The sequence below is a fragment of the Photobacterium phosphoreum genome, from assembly GCF_002954725.1.
Lineage (GTDB): Bacteria > Pseudomonadota > Gammaproteobacteria > Enterobacterales > Vibrionaceae > Photobacterium > Photobacterium phosphoreum.
Genome location: NZ_MSCQ01000001.1, coordinates 2463575 through 2482787 on the forward strand (window position 1 = coordinate 2463575; position 19213 = coordinate 2482787).

11 protein-coding genes, 1 tRNA gene and 2 rRNA genes are annotated in these 19213 nt (G+C 40.5%); 6 read left to right on the plus strand and 8 right to left on the minus strand.

Going from position 1 to position 19213, the window contains the following annotated elements:
* The first annotated feature begins 43 nt into the window (after positions 1 to 43).
* Complete coding sequence (locus tag BTO21_RS10825) at positions 44 to 958, plus strand: LysR family transcriptional regulator (protein ID WP_045030040.1); 915 nt, start codon at positions 44 to 46, stop codon at positions 956 to 958.
* A gap of 16 nt (positions 959 to 974) precedes the next feature.
* On the opposite strand, the gene BTO21_RS10830 is transcribed toward BTO21_RS10825, so the two are convergent.
* Entirely contained in the window at positions 975 to 2444 is a 1470-nt protein-coding gene (locus BTO21_RS10830) for a phosphoethanolamine transferase (RefSeq protein WP_105026797.1), read from the minus strand.
* Between the two features lie 143 nt (positions 2445 to 2587).
* A complete protein-coding gene (locus BTO21_RS10835) occupies positions 2588 to 3154 on the minus strand; it encodes a single-stranded DNA-binding protein (RefSeq protein ID WP_045030038.1) in 567 nt (188 codons plus the stop codon).
* A 690-nt stretch (positions 3155 to 3844) separates the two neighbouring features.
* Here BTO21_RS10835 and galU point away from each other — a divergent pair.
* The 3 genes from galU to BTO21_RS10850 all read left to right on the plus strand — a co-directional run bounded on the left by galU (position 3845) and on the right by BTO21_RS10850 (position 9494).
* Entirely contained in the window at positions 3845 to 4711 is an 867-nt protein-coding gene (gene galU / locus BTO21_RS10840; RefSeq protein WP_045030036.1) for a UTP--glucose-1-phosphate uridylyltransferase GalU, read from the plus strand.
* A 144-nt stretch (positions 4712 to 4855) separates the two neighbouring features.
* Positions 4856 to 7684, plus strand: coding sequence for an excinuclease ABC subunit UvrA (gene uvrA, locus BTO21_RS10845; protein WP_045030035.1), 2829 nt, complete (start codon positions 4856 to 4858; stop codon positions 7682 to 7684).
* 64 nt (positions 7685 to 7748) lie between these two features.
* On the plus strand, positions 7749 to 9494 hold the full coding sequence (locus tag BTO21_RS10850; protein WP_045030033.1) for a PglL family O-oligosaccharyltransferase: 1746 nt from the start codon (positions 7749 to 7751) through the stop codon (positions 9492 to 9494).
* A gap of 52 nt (positions 9495 to 9546) precedes the next feature.
* Here BTO21_RS10850 and BTO21_RS10855 read toward each other — a convergent pair whose 3' ends face one another.
* Positions 9547 to 10665: a pyridoxal-phosphate-dependent aminotransferase family protein gene (locus tag BTO21_RS10855; RefSeq protein ID WP_045030032.1), complete on the minus strand. Its 1119-nt coding sequence runs from the start codon at positions 10663 to 10665 to the stop codon at positions 9547 to 9549.
* 324 nt (positions 10666 to 10989) lie between these two features.
* Between BTO21_RS10855 and lysC the strand changes: the two genes are divergently transcribed.
* Positions 10990 to 12357, plus strand: coding sequence for a lysine-sensitive aspartokinase 3 (lysC, locus tag BTO21_RS10860; protein WP_082056872.1), 1368 nt, complete (start codon positions 10990 to 10992; stop codon positions 12355 to 12357).
* A gap of 78 nt (positions 12358 to 12435) precedes the next feature.
* On the opposite strand, the gene metH is transcribed toward lysC, so the two are convergent.
* A complete protein-coding gene (metH, locus tag BTO21_RS10865; protein WP_045030028.1) occupies positions 12436 to 16107 on the minus strand; it encodes a methionine synthase in 3672 nt (1223 codons plus the stop codon).
* 181 nt (positions 16108 to 16288) lie between these two features.
* Between metH and BTO21_RS10870 the strand changes: the two genes are divergently transcribed.
* Positions 16289 to 17572 (plus strand): cation:proton antiporter, encoded by a 1284-nt coding sequence (locus BTO21_RS10870; protein WP_045030027.1) that lies wholly within the window; start codon positions 16289 to 16291, stop codon positions 17570 to 17572.
* Between the two features lie 55 nt (positions 17573 to 17627).
* Here BTO21_RS10870 and metA read toward each other — a convergent pair whose 3' ends face one another.
* The 4 genes from metA to rrf (BTO21_RS10890) form a co-directional block, all read right to left on the minus strand.
* Positions 17628 to 18569: a homoserine O-acetyltransferase MetA gene (gene metA / locus BTO21_RS10875; protein WP_045030026.1), complete on the minus strand. Its 942-nt coding sequence runs from the start codon at positions 18567 to 18569 to the stop codon at positions 17628 to 17630.
* Positions 18570 to 18798: 229 nt separating this feature from the next.
* Positions 18799 to 18914, minus strand: a 5S ribosomal RNA gene (rrf, locus tag BTO21_RS10880).
* Positions 18915 to 18922: 8 nt separating this feature from the next.
* Positions 18923 to 18998 (minus strand) — tRNA-Thr (locus BTO21_RS10885).
* A gap of 80 nt (positions 18999 to 19078) precedes the next feature.
* A 5S ribosomal RNA gene (rrf, locus tag BTO21_RS10890) occupies positions 19079 to 19194 on the minus strand.
* Positions 19195 to 19213: the final 19 nt, after the last annotated feature.

Genomic DNA, 19213 nt, shown 5'->3' on the forward strand with positions numbered 1-19213 from the left:
CAGTTAATCGATTATTAATATTGTAATAAAGGAATAATATATTATGGATTGGATCACCTGTGCTAATAGCTTTATTACCGTGGTCGAACATGGATCATTAGCGCAAGCTGCAAACAAACTCAACACGTCCAGTTCGGCATTATCAAAACGATTATCTTGGTTAGAAAAACAGCTTGGAGTCCAACTTTTAAAACGCACTACCCGTCACTTAACCGTGACAGATGCAGGACAATTATTTTATCAACGCAGCGTATTATTAGTGACTGATTGGCAGCAAATGCTCGCAGAAACAACAGCAACCTATGGTGATGTTGGCGGTATATTGCGTTTGGGCGCACCGCTCGCAACCGGAAGTCGATTATTAGTAAATTATTTAGCTGAGTTTAGCCAATGCTACCCAAAAATAAAGATTGAGCTCCATACCGTAACACCAGGTCAGGTACCCAATCTTAATCTTGATGTTTTTATCAGTAGCGAAATCACTGAATTTAATTCTTGTAGTTATATCGCTACTAAACTTTTAAGTTACTGCAATGGTTTTTATGCGGCCCCCACCTATCTTGAAAACAATCCCCCCATCACCACTGCCGAACAATTATGCCAGCATAATTACCTCTTATTTGGCGATCAAGATCATCAACAAGATCATATCTTTGAGCATAATCAACGGCTCCAATTACAGGGCAATTTCATTACCTCTAATCCAGAAGCTCTAGTTGCAGGTGCCGTTGCTGGAATGGGATTAATTTTAACCAGTAGCCAAACCATAAAACGAGAATTAGATAATGGCTTGCTGGTACCCGTGCTACCAACATTGAAGCAACCGACCAATGCCATTTATGCTTATTACCCTAAATTAAATTATCACCATGTTAAAACAAAATTATTCATTGATTTCATTAAACAAAAATCGGCGCTGTCGATACCAACAACGCCCTTATTCAACCCTAAAAAATAACATTAAATAATCATAATTACTGTGGTTCAATAATTTCATCAGGATCATTTTTCAGTGAATTAAAAGGCACCATTTGATTACCACTTAATACTTGAATATTTTTCACTAGTGGTGCTTGGTAAACACTAAATGCTGGTAACTGGGTCGTTTTAACACCAATCCAGTGAGAGAAAATAGACATAAAATCAAACGCACTTATATGTTTATTCAACTGAATATGCTGCTTAATATCACTGGCTATTTCAATCAGTGGTACTTCATAATTTTGTTTATATAAATCACCATGCACTAATTGTGTTTGTCCTTTAACACGACTGACATTATCAAGCCCATGATCAGAAAAATAAAATAATGAATAACTTTCGTTGGTTGCTTTTAAATCATTAACTACCATTTTAATAATGGTATCTGTTTGATTATAAGTAGATAAATAACAAGATAAATCTTTATCTTTTAACCCATAAATATCTTTTTTAATTCGATCACAAAAATTCTCATGTGATCCCATAATATGCAACACAATTAATTTGGAACCATTATAAGGCTGCGCGAGTGCCTGTTTAAATAAAGGTAATAATGCATAATCACTGGTGTTATTAGTTAGGAAATTACCTTTTTTCAAAAATTGTTTTTCTGTTGCATGAACTGCTATTGCTGACACAGCGGTATCATATTTCCCAATAAAACCTTGATTTGATAGCCATATTGTTTTCATCTTCGCTGCGTTAGCTAAAGTAATAATATTATTAACTGGATGTAAATCTAAGCCATGACTCATACCTAGCGTTCTCGGTAATGACACGGCGGTATGGGAGGCTGTCGACAAATAACCATTAACCAATATTGCTGGGGTTTTGGCTAAGAAAGGCGTGGTATCTATTGGATAACCGTAAGCTGACATATAGTCTTTACGCATGCTTTCGCCAACAATTAAGACATAGTTTTTATATTTAGGTTTAGCACTTAAAATTGTCCAATCCGCAGTCTGATGAATACTGTTTTTAATCGCTTTCATTTGAACAAGGTAATGTTCAGTACTACTATAAATATGATTGATAAACAAACTTAAAGATGAAAAGTAAAAGCAAATACCTCCCACTAAAATAGCAGATTTATGCCATTGAAATACAAACTGAATGCGAGCTAAATAATAACAAAACAACATGGCTAAAAGAATGTTAAGTAACCATACTTTAATTGGGACAGCTAATAAAAATTCAATACTTTCACGTTTATTGGTTTCAACTAATGATGCAATAATACCTATATTAGGATGCCCATAAATATAACCAGACTGAAAGTATAATACCGCCACCAAACCAATAGGGAATATAACTAACCATTTCAACCAACGTTTAGATGATAAAAAAATTAATGCAAAAAATAAGCACCCAGTCACTATGATCATTTTATTACCATTATAACCAACGCCAATGGTTAGTAATAAAGACAATAAAAGGCTAATAACGATATCTAAACGTTTCATAAATATAATAAGACAAAAAATAACAATAATATTAATAGTCTAGCTTAGGCGTGATCTTTTTGATACACAAAAAAAACCCAGCAATAATGCTGGGTTAATACATTTTAGTAAGCTAAATATAATTACTTATTATTTTTTAGGAGCTAGAACGGAATATCGTCGTCAAAATCCATTGGTGGCTCATTATATTGTTGCTGCGGTTGCTGTGGAGCAGACTGCTGCGGTGCTTGCTGATGTTGCTGTGGCTGTTGTGGTGCATAGTTTTGCTGTGGCGCAGCAGCAGGTTGTTGAGGTTGACCCCAATTACCTTGATTCTGCTGTTGTTGTTGACCACCCATAGGCGCACCTTGGCCACCATTACGGCCACCTAGCATTTGCATCACACCGTTAAAACCTTGCACAACCACTTCCGTAGTGTATTGATCTTGGCCTTGCTGGTTTTGCCACTTACGTGTTTGTAATTGACCTTCAATGTACACTTGTGAACCTTTACGTAGGTACTCACCAGCGACTTCTGCCAATTTCCCAAACAATGCTACACGATGCCATTCCGTTTTTTCACGTTGCTCACCGGTAGCTTTATCACGCCAAGACTCAGAGGTTGCAATAGTAATGTTAGCTACTGCACCACCGCTCGGCATGTAACGAATTTCTGGATCATTTCCTAAGTTACCGATTAGAATAACTTTATTTACGCCACGACTGGCCATAGTTCACTCCAAAGCTGATAGCGACGGTATTGGGTGTTAATAGCCGCTTAGTCAAAGTTTATACTTAATCATACAGTTTATCATGCCAGCAAGGTCAAGGCATAGCGTCAAAGTAGGTTACAACCCGCAATTATCCATACCAGATACCACTAACTCGACATCAAAACATAAGTAATATCTATATAAAAATTCAATGACAATCATTACCGCACCAAAACTGTCATTTTTATGACACTTCAATGGTTGAAATATATAGACTATAAAAAAACAAGTAATATAATCTACATTGATTATATTATTATTCGCTAAGATCTTTTAATAAATCGGTTACTTATTGATAAAAAATATTGAAGATAATAGTAAGCATATTAAAAACAAATAAATAACATCAGATAATAAATAATATTATTTTCAGGTTACCGTTATAAAAAACAACCTTTAATAAAAATATAATTTTTATCATTAGAGGTAATAATTAAAGGTTATACATCTTTAATTTATTGTTATTTTTTGCGAGAACAACGATGATATTCAGTTGATTTATTGTTTAAAATCTCTACCATTACAAAGCGATTAAGCGTTAACAAAACAATAATGACTATTGTTTTGTTAATTCCCATAATGAAATTAGCAGCAAGATTTCAATCTGTGCTCAACACATAATCAATTACATAAAATCTAGGAAACACTATGATCAAGAAATGTCTATTTCCAGCAGCAGGCTACGGCACTCGTTTTCTTCCAGCAACAAAATCAATGCCAAAAGAGATGATGCCAATCGTAAACAAACCTTTGATTGAATATGGTGTTGAGGAAGCGATTCAAGCTGGCATGAATGGTATGTGTATTGTTACTGGTCGTGGTAAAAATACCTTGATGGATCACTTTGATAAAAACTACGAGCTAGAACACCAAATCAGCGGTACTAACAAAGAAGATCTATTGTTTGATATCCGTCGCGTAATTGATTCAGCTCACTTCACTTACATCCGTCAAGGTGAAATGAAAGGCCTAGGTCACGCTATCCTTATGGGACGTGAGCTTGTTGGTAACGAACCGTTCGCAGTCGTACTTGCCGATGACCTTTGTGTTAACGAAGAGCAAGGCGTATTAGCTCAAATGGCGGCACTTTATAAGCAATTCCGTTGTTCAATCGTAGCGGTTGAGGAAGTACCAGAAGAAGATACCCATAAATACGGTGTGATCGCAGGTCAAATGATCCGTGATGATCTATTCCGTGTTGATAACATGGTAGAGAAACCAGAACCAGGCACAGCACCAAGCAACCTTGCTATTATCGGTCGTTACATTCTAACGCCTGATATTTTTGATATCATCGAACAAACAGAACCTGGTAAAGGCGGTGAAATCCAAATCACTGATGCTCTACTAAAACAAGCACAATCTGGTTGTGTTCTAGCATTCAAATTTAAAGGTAAGCGTTTTGACTGTGGTAGCGTTGATGGCTACATTGAAGCAACAAACTACTGCTACGAAAACATCTATAAGAAAGACCAATCTTCTACACTAGCTAAGCAACAAACTAGCAAGAAGTAAGTAAACCAAACATTAAACAATCCCGCTTTTTATAGCGGGATTTTTTTTATTCCGCCACTGTGTTTTTATTTAGTATCTTTTGCTCATTAAAAGCGGCTATGAAATACTACTCACTTACAATCTAGCAAAAGAATAGTGATTGGTATGGATTACATCGAAGTACAGGGTGCCCGCACCCATAATCTCAAAAACATCAATATTTCCATTCCTCGCGACAAGCTCGTTGTTATCACCGGCTTATCGGGGTCAGGAAAATCATCTTTAGCCTTTGATACGTTATATGCCGAAGGTCAACGCCGCTATGTCGAATCACTATCGGCTTATGCTCGTCAATTTCTATCATTAATGGAAAAGCCCGATGTTGACCATATTGAAGGCTTATCTCCTGCCATTTCAATTGAACAAAAATCAACCTCGCATAATCCTCGATCTACAGTTGGCACCATCACTGAAATTTATGACTATTTACGCTTACTCTATGCGCGTGTAGGTGAACCTCGTTGCCCGACTCATAACGCGCCTCTTGCAGCCCAAACTGTTAGTCAAATGGTTGATCAAGTACTCGCCATGGATGAAGGCAGCAAATTAATGTTGCTCGCGCCAATAGTCAAAGAGCGCAAAGGTGAACATGTAAAAACCCTCGCCAACCTTGCCGCTCAAGGTTACATTCGCGCTCGTATTGACGGTGAAGTGTGTGATCTTTCCGATCCACCAACATTAGAACTCCATAAGAAACACACCATTGAAGTGGTCGTTGATCGTATTAAAGTCCGCAATGATCTCCAGCTACGCTTAGCTGAATCATTTGAAACTGCGCTTGAGTTATCCGGTGGTACGGTGATTATTGCCCCAATGATAGCTGATGAATTACCAGAGCAGGTCTTTTCAGCTAACTTTGCTTGCCCGCAGTGTGGCTATAGCATGCAAGAGCTTGAGCCGCGATTGTTCTCATTCAATAACCCTGCTGGCGCATGTGGCACCTGTGATGGGTTAGGGGTTCAGCAATATTTTGATTCTGAACGTGTGCTACAAAATGGCGAACTTAGTTTAGCCGGTGGTGCTATTCGCGGCTGGGATAAACGTAACTTTTATTACTTTCAAATGCTCAAGTCACTGGCAGAGCATTTTAAATTTGATATTGAAGCCCCTTTCGATACGCTACCTAAAAAAATTAAAACTGTGATCCTCAGTGGCTCTGGCACCACAGATATAGAATTTAAATATATTAATGATCGCGGTGATATTACCGTTCGTCGGCATCCCTTCGAAGGTATTTTAAATAATATGGAGCGCCGTTATCACGAAACTGAATCGAATTCTGTTCGTGAAGAATTAGCTAAATTTGTCTCAACCAAACCTTGTGCTAGTTGCCATGGGTCACGGTTACGCCAAGAAGCACGCCATGTCTTTATCGGTGAAACGAATCTGCCTCACATCTGTGAGATGAGTATCAATGAAGCATTTACTTTCTTTGATAAGTTGGCATTAACGGGTCAACGGGCGCAAATTGCCGCCAAAATATTAAAAGAAATTAATGAGCGCTTAAGTTTCTTAGTCAATGTTGGGCTCAATTACCTCAGCCTATCTCGCAGTGCCGATACTCTCTCCGGTGGTGAAGCGCAGCGTATTCGACTTGCTAGCCAAATTGGTGCTGGTTTAATGGGGGTGATGTATGTGCTTGATGAACCTTCGATTGGCCTCCATCAGCGTGATAACGAACGCTTACTCAAAACCCTGATCCACCTGCGTGATCTGGGAAATACAGTGATTGTGGTGGAACATGATGAAGACGCAATTCGCGCTGCTGATTATGTAATCGATATCGGCCCAGGTGCAGGTGTCCATGGCGGTGAAATTATTGCAGAGGGCACGATTAAAGATATTTTAAAGTCCAAAAAATCGTTAACTGGTCAATATCTTAGCGGTAAAAAATCAATCGCTATTCCTGCGCAACGCGTCCCGTTTGATGCAGCCAAAACCGTCAAACTTTTAGGTGCTAGCGGCAATAATCTTAAAGACGTTAATGTCGAAATTCCAGTCGGGTTACTTACCTGTATTACCGGTGTTTCTGGATCAGGTAAATCGACCTTGATCAATGACACTTTCTTTAAGATCGCCCACCAGCGACTCAATGGTGCAACCACCGGTACCCCAGCGCCTTATAAAGAAATTCAGAATTTAGAACATTTTGATAAAGTGATCGATATTGATCAAAGCCCGATAGGCCGTACTCCTCGTTCAAATCCTGCCACTTATACGGGTATTTTTACGCCTATTCGTGAATTATTTGCAGGTACTCAAGAGTCTCGATCTCGAGGTTATAAACCGGGTCGTTTTAGCTTTAACGTTCGTGGCGGTCGATGTGAAGCCTGCCAAGGAGATGGGGTGATTAAAGTTGAAATGCACTTTTTACCTGACGTTTATGTGCCCTGTGATGCCTGTAAAGGAAAGCGTTATAATCGTGAAACATTAGAAGTGCGCTATAAAGGCAAAAGTATTGATGAAGTTTTACAGCTTACTGTTGAAGATGCCCATCAATTTTTTGAACCTGTTCCAGCAATTGCAAGAAAGTTGCAGACATTAATCGATGTCGGCTTATCGTATATTCGCCTTGGTCAAGCAGCGACAACCTTATCCGGCGGTGAAGCACAACGGGTAAAACTCGCTAAAGAATTATCTAAACGTGATACGGGTAAAACCTTATATATTTTAGATGAGCCAACCACAGGCTTACATTTTCACGATATTCAGCAATTGTTAACGGTATTGCATAAGCTACGCGATCGCGGCAATACCATTGTGGTTATCGAACATAATCTCGATGTCATTAAAACCGCTGATTGGGTGATTGATCTTGGCCCTGAAGGCGGTAATGGTGGTGGTGAAATTATCGCGACAGGTACCCCAGAGCAAGTAGCACTGATCGCGGGTTCCCATACAGCAAGATTTCTTAAACCATTACTCAACATTTAATTGTAAGCCTAATCAAGCAGGTTGACATTGGTCAGCCTGTTTGCTTTTTCACTCAGGACTCACCATGACAGTGTTACAACTTCAAGGTACAAAATTAGAACAGAAACGGATTTCTAAGCCTTTACCTTTAGTGCGTTTTTTCTTAGCCAGTGTTGGCGTATTTTTTATCGTTGCAATGCATTATTTTCAGCATAATCCTGGCGGTTCAGGGCTTGAATTATCTTTTAATGCCAGTGCATGGATCCCCTTTAGTTTTGCGATCAGTTGTGGTCTATTAGAAATTTGTCGTCAAAAAGTATGGCGTTATTCTCGTATGACGCTAATTTTATTTAGCAGCTGTGTCTTATTATCGTTACCGGTGTTTTACGCTGACGCTGATGGCTTTGCTGTTTTAAACCGCTTGCTTACTCTCTGGGCTGGGTTTTTATTTTTCATCAGCTTACAACAATTTGTTTTTACTCATAGCCAACGCCAACGATTACTGTGGTTTATTACCATCGCGGTATTAATTGAAGCGATATTTGGCTGGTATCAATTTTTATGCTTACCAACCAATAATAGTTTTGGTTATGACACTATTGCCAACCGCCCCTATGGTATTTTCCAACAACCGAATGTAATGGCGAGTTTCTTAGCAACAGGGCTGGTTATCGCCGCTTATCTATTAGCTCGCTTACCGCGTTATCGTGGTAAATGGGCATGGCAACACCTGATCTTACTCGCGGTTCCGATATTAACCATTCCACTACTGGTGGTACTTAACTCGCGCACGGGTTGGTTGGGCGCAAGCATTGGCTCATTATTAATGCTGCCTTATTTGTATCGCTTTGCGGCTAAATATCAACAGCGAATGTGGGGCCTGATGCTGCTATTAGCCCTTGCATTAGCGTGGCAAGTCAGTAGCACCACCGACAGCTCATTTTCACAAGATGTTCGTGTCACATTAGATAGTCCGCGAGAAATACATATACCACAAGCTTATGACATGTTTACCACTAAACCATTAACCGGTTATGGTTATGGCAAATTTGAAGTGACCTATATTACTCAAACCGCACTGTGGCACCAGCAGAATCCGCAACAATACCCAGCAGGTGTTGCGAGTTTAGATCATCCCCATAATGAATTACTTTATTGGGCTGCAGAAGGTGGAGTGATACCATTACTCGGGTTAATGTTGGCAGCTTTGATTGTACTGATTAGTATTAAAAAAGCCCCCAATGGTACTCAATTAGCCTTAGTAGGATTATTTTTTCCAATAGTGTTACATACTCAACTTGAATACCCGTTTTATCACTCACTAGCGCATTGGATCATATTTATTATTCTGATCTTTTGGGTTGATAACCTCACCACCAAGTATCATCGTTACCAAAATCAGTATGTACTTGCCCTTAAAGTTAGCGCGATCGCACTACCAATTATGATCAGCAGTTTTATGATCACCACTTTATATTCAGGTTGGTTACTGACTAAATTTGAAACAACCCGTCCAGTGAATATCAACTATTTAGTCAAAGTGAATAATCCATGGGCATGGCAACATCGGTTTGAATGGGATTTGCATCTCACTCAACTACAACTTGGCATCGCCACCGATAAACCACAACTGGTTGCTGATTATATTCGTTGGGCTAACCAAAAAGCACAAACATGGCCACGACCGGCGTTATATCAAAACTTAGTCTTAGCATATAACGATCAAGGTAACACAGCCCAAGCTGAGCAAGTAGCCGCAGAAGCACAACAATTATTTCCGGGGATTACAACCTCAAGCGCGACAACAGCGGCAGTCTCTGCTGCGAAATAATGACTAATAACCATCAATGGTGAACGATCACCATTGATGGTTATCATCAGGTTTATTTTAACGTACTTTCAAGGGCTTTAAGACACAAAGCAACATTTTCACTACGGGCAGCATAACCCATCAATCCAATCCGCCATGCTTTACCTGCGAGTGTCCCCAGCCCAGCACCGATCTCAAGATTATAGCGTTCTAATAAGGTTGATCTTACTGCAGCATCATCGACACCATCAGGAATATAAACCGCATTAAGCTGTGGTAAGCGATACGCCTCTTCAACCACAAAGCTAATTCCTAGCGCTTCAAGTCCAGTTTTTAATTCAAGATGGGCCCGCTGATGACGCTGCCATGCTTGCTCTAAACCTTCATTGTGTAACAACACTAATGCTTCATGTAATGCATATAAACTGTTCACTGGCGCGGTATGATGATAGCTACGCTTACCTTCACCGCTCCAATAACCCAGCACTAAACTTTGATCTAAAAACCAACTTTGCACTGGCGTTTTACGTTGCTGAATTTTAGCAATTGCTTGCTCGGAAAACGTTAGTGGAGACAATCCTGGCACACAAGATAAGCATTTTTGACTGCCCGAATAAACCGCATCCAATTGCCATTCATCCACCAGCAAAGGTACACCACCCAATGAAGTCACGGCATCGACAATGGTTAAACAGCCATATCTACGCGCAATTTCAGCCAAGGTTTTAGCATCAGATAGCGCCCCTGTTGAGGTTTCTGCATGTACAAACGCGACAATTTTAATTTCAGGATCGGCATGCAATGCCTGCTCAACTAAAACTGGCGAGACGGGCTCCCCCCATGCATTATCAACCATGATTGCAATGCCACCACAGCGTTCAACGTTCTCTCGCATGCGGTCACCAAAAACACCATTACGGCAAACTAATACCTTGTCACCCGTTTCAACCAAATTAACAAAACACGCTTCCATTCCCGCACTACCCGGCGCTGATACTGCAATGGTAAATGCATTATTAGTTTGAAAAGCGTATTGCAGCAACTGTTTAAGTTCATCCATCATTTTAATAAATAACGGATCAAGATGACCAATTGTCGGACGGCTTAGCGCTTGCAATACTTGCGGATAGATATCAGAAGGTCCTGGTCCCATAAGTGTTCTTTGAGGGGGTATAAAACTGGTGATAGGCATAGATTCAACTCCATTAAATCATGATTATTATCAATACGTGATGGACAGTTAATTGTTATTACAGAGTATTAGAGCAACGCTAAAGCTGCAAGTAACCAACCAAAATCCTGCTAGTTATGCATACTTTTTATTAACTATTGAGAAATCATCATTTAACAATTGACAACTAAGGGCGATTTCCTATTCAATAACAACAGTGTTTATTCACTACAGAAGAGGTGCGTTACTGCCTATTACCTCCTCGACAATGGACGTCGGGAATTCTTCCGAAGCAAAGCATTTACCTTGCACTATTTACAAGAAAGGGAGAACACCGTAATGAGCATGATTCCACCCCCTACAGTAACCCCATTGGTTGTGGCTAAATTCGGCGGCACCAGTGTCGCTGACTATCCAGCAATGTGCCGCAGTGCCGAGATCGTTATCGCAAATCCAAACACCAAAATAGTGCTTATTAGTGCCTGTTCTGGGGTGACTAATTTACTGGTCGCATTATCCAATGGCATCACCGATACCACCTCACGCCAGCAACATTTACAGCAATTAACCGATACTCACCAACAAATACTGAATCAACTACAGCACCCACACACAGTTAGTGGTGCTATTTACGCATTATTCGATGATATTGCATCAGCTGCTGCACAAGCAGCAATTGCATCATCACCCCAACTCACCGATCAACTGGTCAGTCATGGCGAGCTATTATCAACCTATCTGTTTAATCAAATTTTAATCGAAATGAATGCCGCCGCGATTCGGTTTGATATTCGTGAGGTTATGCGTACAGATGATCAATTTGGCAAAGCGATTCCACAGCCAAAGCTTATCCGTCAATTAGCTCAACAACATTTAATTCCACAACTGACAACCCATATTTTGGTCTCACAAGGTTTTATCGGCAGAGATGGCCAAGGCAATACCACCACTCTAGGTCGAGGAGGAAGTGATTACAGCGCCGCATTAATTGCAGAAGCCGTTGATGCGACCACGTTAGAGATCTGGACTGATGTCCCCGGCATGTACACCACCGATCCACGTATTACCGCCGCCGCTAAACCAATTAAAGAAATCAGCTTTAGTGAGGCCTCTGAAATGGCTAACTTTGGTGCCAAAATCCTCCATCCATCAACATTGGTACCTGCGGTTCGCCACCAAATTCCAGTCTTTGTTGGCTCATCAAAAGATCCCCAACAAGGCGGAACTTGGATTCGAAAAACCGTTGATCAAGCGCCACTATTTCGAGCATTGGCACTGCGTGGTAACCAAACTATGGTGACCTTAACCAGTCTCAATATGTTTCAGGCTTATGGATTTTTAGCTGAAGTGTTTCGTATTTTGGCTGAACATAAAATCTCGGTCGATTTAATTACCACCTCCGAAGTCAGCGTTTCATTAACCCTTGATCAAACCGATACTGGCGGCGGTGCACCGACATTACCCTTAGCCGCCGTTGAACAACTCAATCAATTATGCCGCGTCGATATTGAACAAGGTTTGTCGTTAGTGGCATTGATTGGGAATCATATGAGTGACAGTAAAGGCTCAGCCAAACATATCTTTGGTGCGCTTGATGCATATAATTTACGTCTCATTTGCTATGGTGCTAGTCCGCATAATCTGTGCTTCTTAGTCAATGAAGCCGATGCAAAATCAGTGGTTACAACACTTCATCAGCAACTATTAGAATAATCACTATCAGCACCAACAAGAAAAAAAGACCCAAAAAAGGCGCAATATTTGCGCCTTTTTTATTTCAACCCAATATTTTTATGACAAATTAGGCCCTAACCACTTTTCAGCTTCAGTCAAATCCCAACCTTTGCGATCAGCATAACTTTCCAACTGATCTTGTTGGATCTGCGCTACCGCAAAATAGCGCGCATCTGGATGTGAAAAATACCACCCCGATACCGCTGCACCCGGCCACATCGCATAGCTCTCGGTCAGTACCATCCCTGTATTGGCTTCAGCATCCAATAACTGCCAAATAGCCCCTTTTTCAGTATGTTCAGGACAAGCAGCATAACCAGGAGCCGGACGAATACCCTGATATTTTTCACGGATCAAATCATCATTACTGAGATCTTCATCCGCTGCATAGCCCCAAATTTGTTTACGTACCATTTGGTGCATGCATTCAGCAAACGCTTCTGCTAATCGATCCGCCACCGCTTGAACCATGATCGCGTTATAATCATCACCCTGCGCTTTAAACTGATCAGCAATGTCATATTCACCAATACCACCAGTTACAGCGAACGCACCAATCCAGTCGGCTTTACCACTTTCTTTAGGGGCTATGTAATCAGACAAACAATAATTAGGGCCCTTCGGCTTCTTGGTTTGTTGACGTAAGCCATGCAGTACCGTTAATACTTCTGTGCGGGTTTCATCAGTGTAAACCTCAATATCATCACCAATATTATTAGCAGGGAATAAGCCACACACTCCATTGGCTTTGATCATCCCTGTCAGTTCAATATCATCGAGGATCTGATTTGCATCTGCAAACAACTTAGTCGCTTCAACCCCCACCACTTCATGGCGTAAAATCGTTGGATATTTCCCACTTAATGACCAAGTCATGAAAAATGGCGTCCAATCGATATATTGGCGTAATTTAGCAACCGGAAAATCAGTAAAAGTATGTACACCTGCTTTTCTAGGGGCTGGCGGCGTGTAATTATCCCAATCAAGGACAACAGCATTCGCTCGAGCCTGATCAAGAGAGACTGGAGGCGTTCGTGGCTTTTTACGCGCATGTTGTTCACGCACAATGTCATACTCTGCCGCTAACCGCTCGACAAAGGCCGGTTTTTGTTGTTCAGACAATAACGCGGAACAGACACCTACCGCCCGTGAGGCATTGGATACATACACCACTGGCTGTTGATAGTTTTGTTCAATTTTAACCGCGGTATGTGCTTTTGAGGTAGTAGCACCACCAATCAATAATGGCACCTCAAAACCTCGGCGCTGCATTTCTTTAGCGACATATACCATTTCATCAAGCGAAGGGGTGATCAAACCACTCAAACCAATAATATCGACATTCTGTTCTTGAGCGACCTGCAAAATTTTATCGCATGACACCATTACACCAAGATCAATAATTTCATAGTTATTACATTGAAGTACCACCCCAACAATATTCTTACCAATATCGTGTACATCACCTTTTACCGTGGCTAATAAAATCTTACCGTTGGTATACCCTGCTTGTTTTTCGGCATTAATGTACGGCTCTAAATGAGCAACGGCTTGTTTCATAACCCGTGCAGATTTAACGACTTGGGGTAAAAACATCTTACCTTCACCGAACAAGTCACCAACGACATTCATCCCTGCCATCAATGGGCCTTCAATCACTTCTAATGGCTTATCCGCATTCACTCGTGCAAGTTCAGTATCCTCGACAATGAACTCAGTGATGCCTTTAACAAGTGCATGTTCTAACCGTTTTTCAACTGACCAACTGCGCCATTCTTGTAAAGTGCGATCTTCTTCAACCGCACCACTATCACGATAATTCGCAGCAATATCGAGTAGGCGATCAGTACTATCATCACGACGATTAAGTACGACATCTTCAACGGCATTACGTAATTCATCAGACAGATCATCATAAATCGCTAACTGACCGGCATTGACGATCCCCATATCCATGCCATTTTTAAAACAGTAATATAGAAACACCGCATGGATCGCTTCTCGAACAGGGTTATTACCTCGAAATGAAAACGACACATTAGACACGCCGCCAGAAATCATCGCATGGGGTAAGGTACGTTTAATATCAGCAACCGCTTCAATAAAATCAACCGCATAATTATTGTGCTCTTCGATGCCAGTGGCGATAGCAAAAATATTAGGATCGAAAATAATATCTTCCGCTGGAAAACCTACTTCATCGACCAATATATGATAAGCATTAGTACATATTTCAATTTTACGCTCGCGAGTATCAGCCTGACCCACTTCATCAAATGCCATTACAATCACCGCTGCGCCATAACGACGTAACAGCTTAGCTTGAGCAATAAAGTTCTCTTTGCCTTCTTTAAGTGAAATAGAGTTAACAATCGGTTTACCCTGAACACATTTGAGTCCAGCTTCAATAATTTCCCACTTCGATGAATCAACCATGATCGGCACTTTGGCAATATCTGGCTCTGTTGCGCACAAATTAAGAAAACGCACCATTGCAGCCTGCGCATCCAACATGCCTTCATCCATGTTGATATCGATAATTTGCGCACCCGATTCTACTTGCTGACGGGCAACGTCTAATGCTTCATCATAAAGTTCATCTTTAATTAAGCGCTTAAAACGTGCCGAGCCGGTAACATTGGTCCGCTCACCCACATTAACAAATAAACTTTCAGCCTCAATAGTTAGCGGTTCTAACCCCGATAATCGACACGCAATTTTAATCTCAGGTAACACTCGAGGTTTAATATTTTTGGTAACTTGATACATCTGTCGAATATGTTCAGGCGTCGTACCACAACATCCGCCAACTAAATTTAAAAAGCCTTGCTGAGCCCATTCTTTAATATGCTCAGCCATTTCATCGGCTTCAAGATCATACTCACCAAATGCGTTAGGCAAACCCGCATTCGGGTGGGCTGATACTGCACATTCAGAAATGTGCGATAATTCAGCCACATATTGACGTAATTCATCTGGCCCTAAAGCACAATTTAAGCCAAAGGAAATCGGCTTTACATGACGTAAAGAATTATAAAAAGCCTCGGTCGTTTGACCTGAAAGCGTACGACCTGAAGCATCTGTAATCGTGCCTGAAATCATCACGGGCAATTCATAGCCAAGCTCTTCAAATACTCCCGTTACCGCAAAAGCACAGGCTTTGGCATTCAACGTATCAAAAATAGTTTCGATCAAAATAATATCGACACCACCTTTGATTAACGCGTGGGTAGACTCGCTATAAGCAATCACCAACTCATCAAAAGTGACATTTCGAAACCCAGGATCATTAACATCAGGAGAGATTGAGCAAGTGCGATTAGTTGGGCCTAAAACGCCGGCTACAAAACGGGGTTTATTCGGTGTTTGTGCCGTCCATTCATCTGCAGCTTCACGGGCAAGCGTGGCAGCAGCAAAATTAATTTCGGCACTGAGGCTTTCCATATCATAATCAGCCATCGCAATGGTGGTCGCATTAAAAGTATTGGTTTCTAAAATATCAGCGCCAGCTTCAAGGTACTCAAGATGAATATCTTTAATTAATTGCGGCTGAGTTAAAACTAATAGATCGTTATTACCTTTAAGATCAGCATGCCAGTCACTAAAACGTTGGCCTCGATAATCTTGCTCATCCAGTTTATAACCTTGGATCATGGTGCCCATGCCACCATCGATGATCAAAATTTGCTGTTCGAGTCGCTTATGCAGTACATCCTTATCTTTTAACACTACATTATATCCTTATAATCCATTACATCCTGATAACATCCTATCACAATTCAAATAGGAATCTAGACGTCTAAATAGAGACAATGGCAAAATAAGTTAATTAACGGTAGCCATTGCGAACTGATGGTTTTACTATTTCAAATAATTAAATTTAATCAATAACTTAATCTAGAGGTTTTGCATGTCGGTTTACAACACCCTCTGCTTCCTAGCTGCAGCAGCAATGCTAATAGCTTTTATTAACAGTAAGATAGGTAAGATGCAAACCACCATTGCCATTACGGCAGGTTCGCTCATCTTATCGCTACTGATTATTTTTGCAGGGCATAATGGTTGGTTTCATCTCGAAGATATTGCCTCAACTCAAATGGGAAAAATCAACTTTGAAGACTTTTTGTTAAAAGGGATTTTAGGATTTTTGCTCTTTGCAGGTGGCCTTGGCATTAAACTGCCACACCTCAAAGAGCAAAAATGGGAAATCACCACATTAGCCTTAGGTTCAACCCTGTTTTCAACCTTTTTTATTGGCTTTAGCTTATGGGGTATTTGTCAATTAATTGGGATCCAACTTGATCTTATTTACTGCTTACTGTTTGGTTCGCTGATCTCGCCAACCGATCCAATTGCAGTACTTGCTATCGTAAAAAAAATGAATGCTCCTCGTCGAATCTCGACGCAAATAGAAGGGGAATCACTCTTTAATGATGGTTTTGGTTTAGTTATTTTTGTGACTTTATTTACCATCGCTTTTGGCAATCAAAGTCCAACCGTTTTAAGCGTAAGCCAATTATTTCTACAAGAAGCGATTGGCGGTATTGTTTACGGTTTTATTCTAGGTTTAATTTTCCATTACCTCATCTGCTCAACCGATGATCACTCAATGGAATTATTATTAACCATCGGTATACCAACGGCAGGTTATGCTTTTGCCGAAATTATCCATGTATCTGGTCCACTTGCCATGGTTGTCTCTGGCATAATGATCGGTAACTGGACCCGCTATATTGGTTTCTCAAAAGAAAGTGAAGAGCACCTTGATCACTTCTGGGAATTGGTCGATGAATTCCTTAACGGCTTATTATTCTTGTTAATTGGTATGACAATGCTTGAATTCAGTTTCCACCAAGAAGACTGGATCCTAATGGCGATTGCTATTCCACTGGTATTGTTAAGTCGTTACTTAAGCGTCAAATTACCTTACCTTGGTTTTAGCCGTTATCGTCAATATAACCCGATGTCAGTTAAAATTCTTACTTGGGGCGGGTTACGTGGTGGTCTTGCACTAGCAATGGCGATGGCAGTACCCGCTGGCGTGATCGTGATTCCAGCCAAAGACATTGATGTTAGGGAAATAATCCTCGTCATGACTTATTCAGTAGTGGTGTTTTCAATCTTGATTCAAGGTTCAACCATCACTTCATTAATTGAAAAAGCCAAACGATGGGAAAACCAAAATAAACATTAATATCTATCTAACCCACAAATAACAACAAGGCCTGCTAACTAAACAGGCCTTTTTATTAATTATCTTTAGTAAAGCTAGCTTCTGAAAAATGCGCCAAGTCATAAGGCGTCTGTTGATAGACACAATAATTAAGCCAATTACTGAATAATAAATGACCATGACTACGCCAACTAGCAACAGGATCACAGTTAACATCATCATTGGGATAATAATTAACAGGAATTATTGGTTCCATTCCTTGTTCACGATCTCGCAAAAATTCATTGTGCAATGTATCGACATCATATTCAGGATGACCAGTAACAAACACATTACGCTTATCTTTAGTTGCGGCTAAATAAACCCCAGCTTGATCAGATGTCGCCAAAATATCTAAGTCAGTATGTTTATTAAGATAATCAGCAGAAAAATCAGCGTAACGGGAATGGGGTGCAAAGAAGGTATCATCAAAACCACGTAAAACAGGGTGATGACAATCATGAATACGATGGTGGTAAACCCCAGAAAGCTTTTCTTTACGTGTACGTTTAGGTAAATCATACAGTAACTTCAAACCAGCTTGGGCAGCCCAGCAAACAAATAATGTCGACGTCACATGATCCTTAGCCCAATTCATGATTAACTGAATTTCTTCCCAATACAGCACATCTTCAAATTGCACTAATCCTAGTGGCGCTCCCGTCACAATCAAACCATCAAAATTACGATCTTTAACCATTTCAAATTGACGATAAAAGGTATCTAGGTGTTCTTGAGGGGTATTTTTTGTAGGTCGGTTATCAATCCGTAATAACTCAACATCCACTTGTAATGGGCTATTAGAAAGCAAGCGTAGAAACTGAGTCTCAGTTTCAATTTTCTTTGGCATTAAGTTCAGTAACAGCACTTTAAGCGGCCGAATTCCCTGACTGGCAGCACGTGCCTCTGTCATTACGAAGATATTCTCACTTCTTAAAATATCTGTTGCCGGTAAACGATCCGGTATTTTAATTGGCACTTTGGTTTTCTCCTTACCCCAAAATAGCTTTAGCCGTCTAGATATCTAGTTAAAACTATAGAAAAAACAATAATGGTGCAAGTAAAATTAAACCACATCAACCGATACTATATTGTGATTGTAATAAAAAATGAAGAAATGAAGAAAAACGCAGGACAATAGAGAGGAATACAAAATATTAAGAGGCTGAAATGAAAAAACCCAGCCGAAGGCTGGGTTTTAAAGAGGTATTTAGCAATGTCCTACTCTCACATGGGGAGACCCCACACTACCATCGGCGCTACAACGTTTCACTTCTGAGTTCGGCATGGGATCAGGTGGTACCGCTGCGCTATGGTTGCTAAAAAAATGAATGGTGCTAGTACCCAGAGTCGAACTGGGGACCTCACCCTTACCAAGGGTGCGCTCTACCAACTGAGCCATACCAGCACACAAAGCTGTTATGAATCTGCAAGTGCAAATTCTAAATCTTTTTATTTCCACTTTTAAAAAGTGAAAAAAAATTTTGAGCCTGGCGATGTCCTACTCTCACATGGGGAGACCCCACACTACCATCGGCGCTATTACGTTTCACTACTGAGTTCGACATGGGATCAGGTGGGTCCATAACGCTATGGTCGCCAAGCAAATTCTTTTTTATTTAT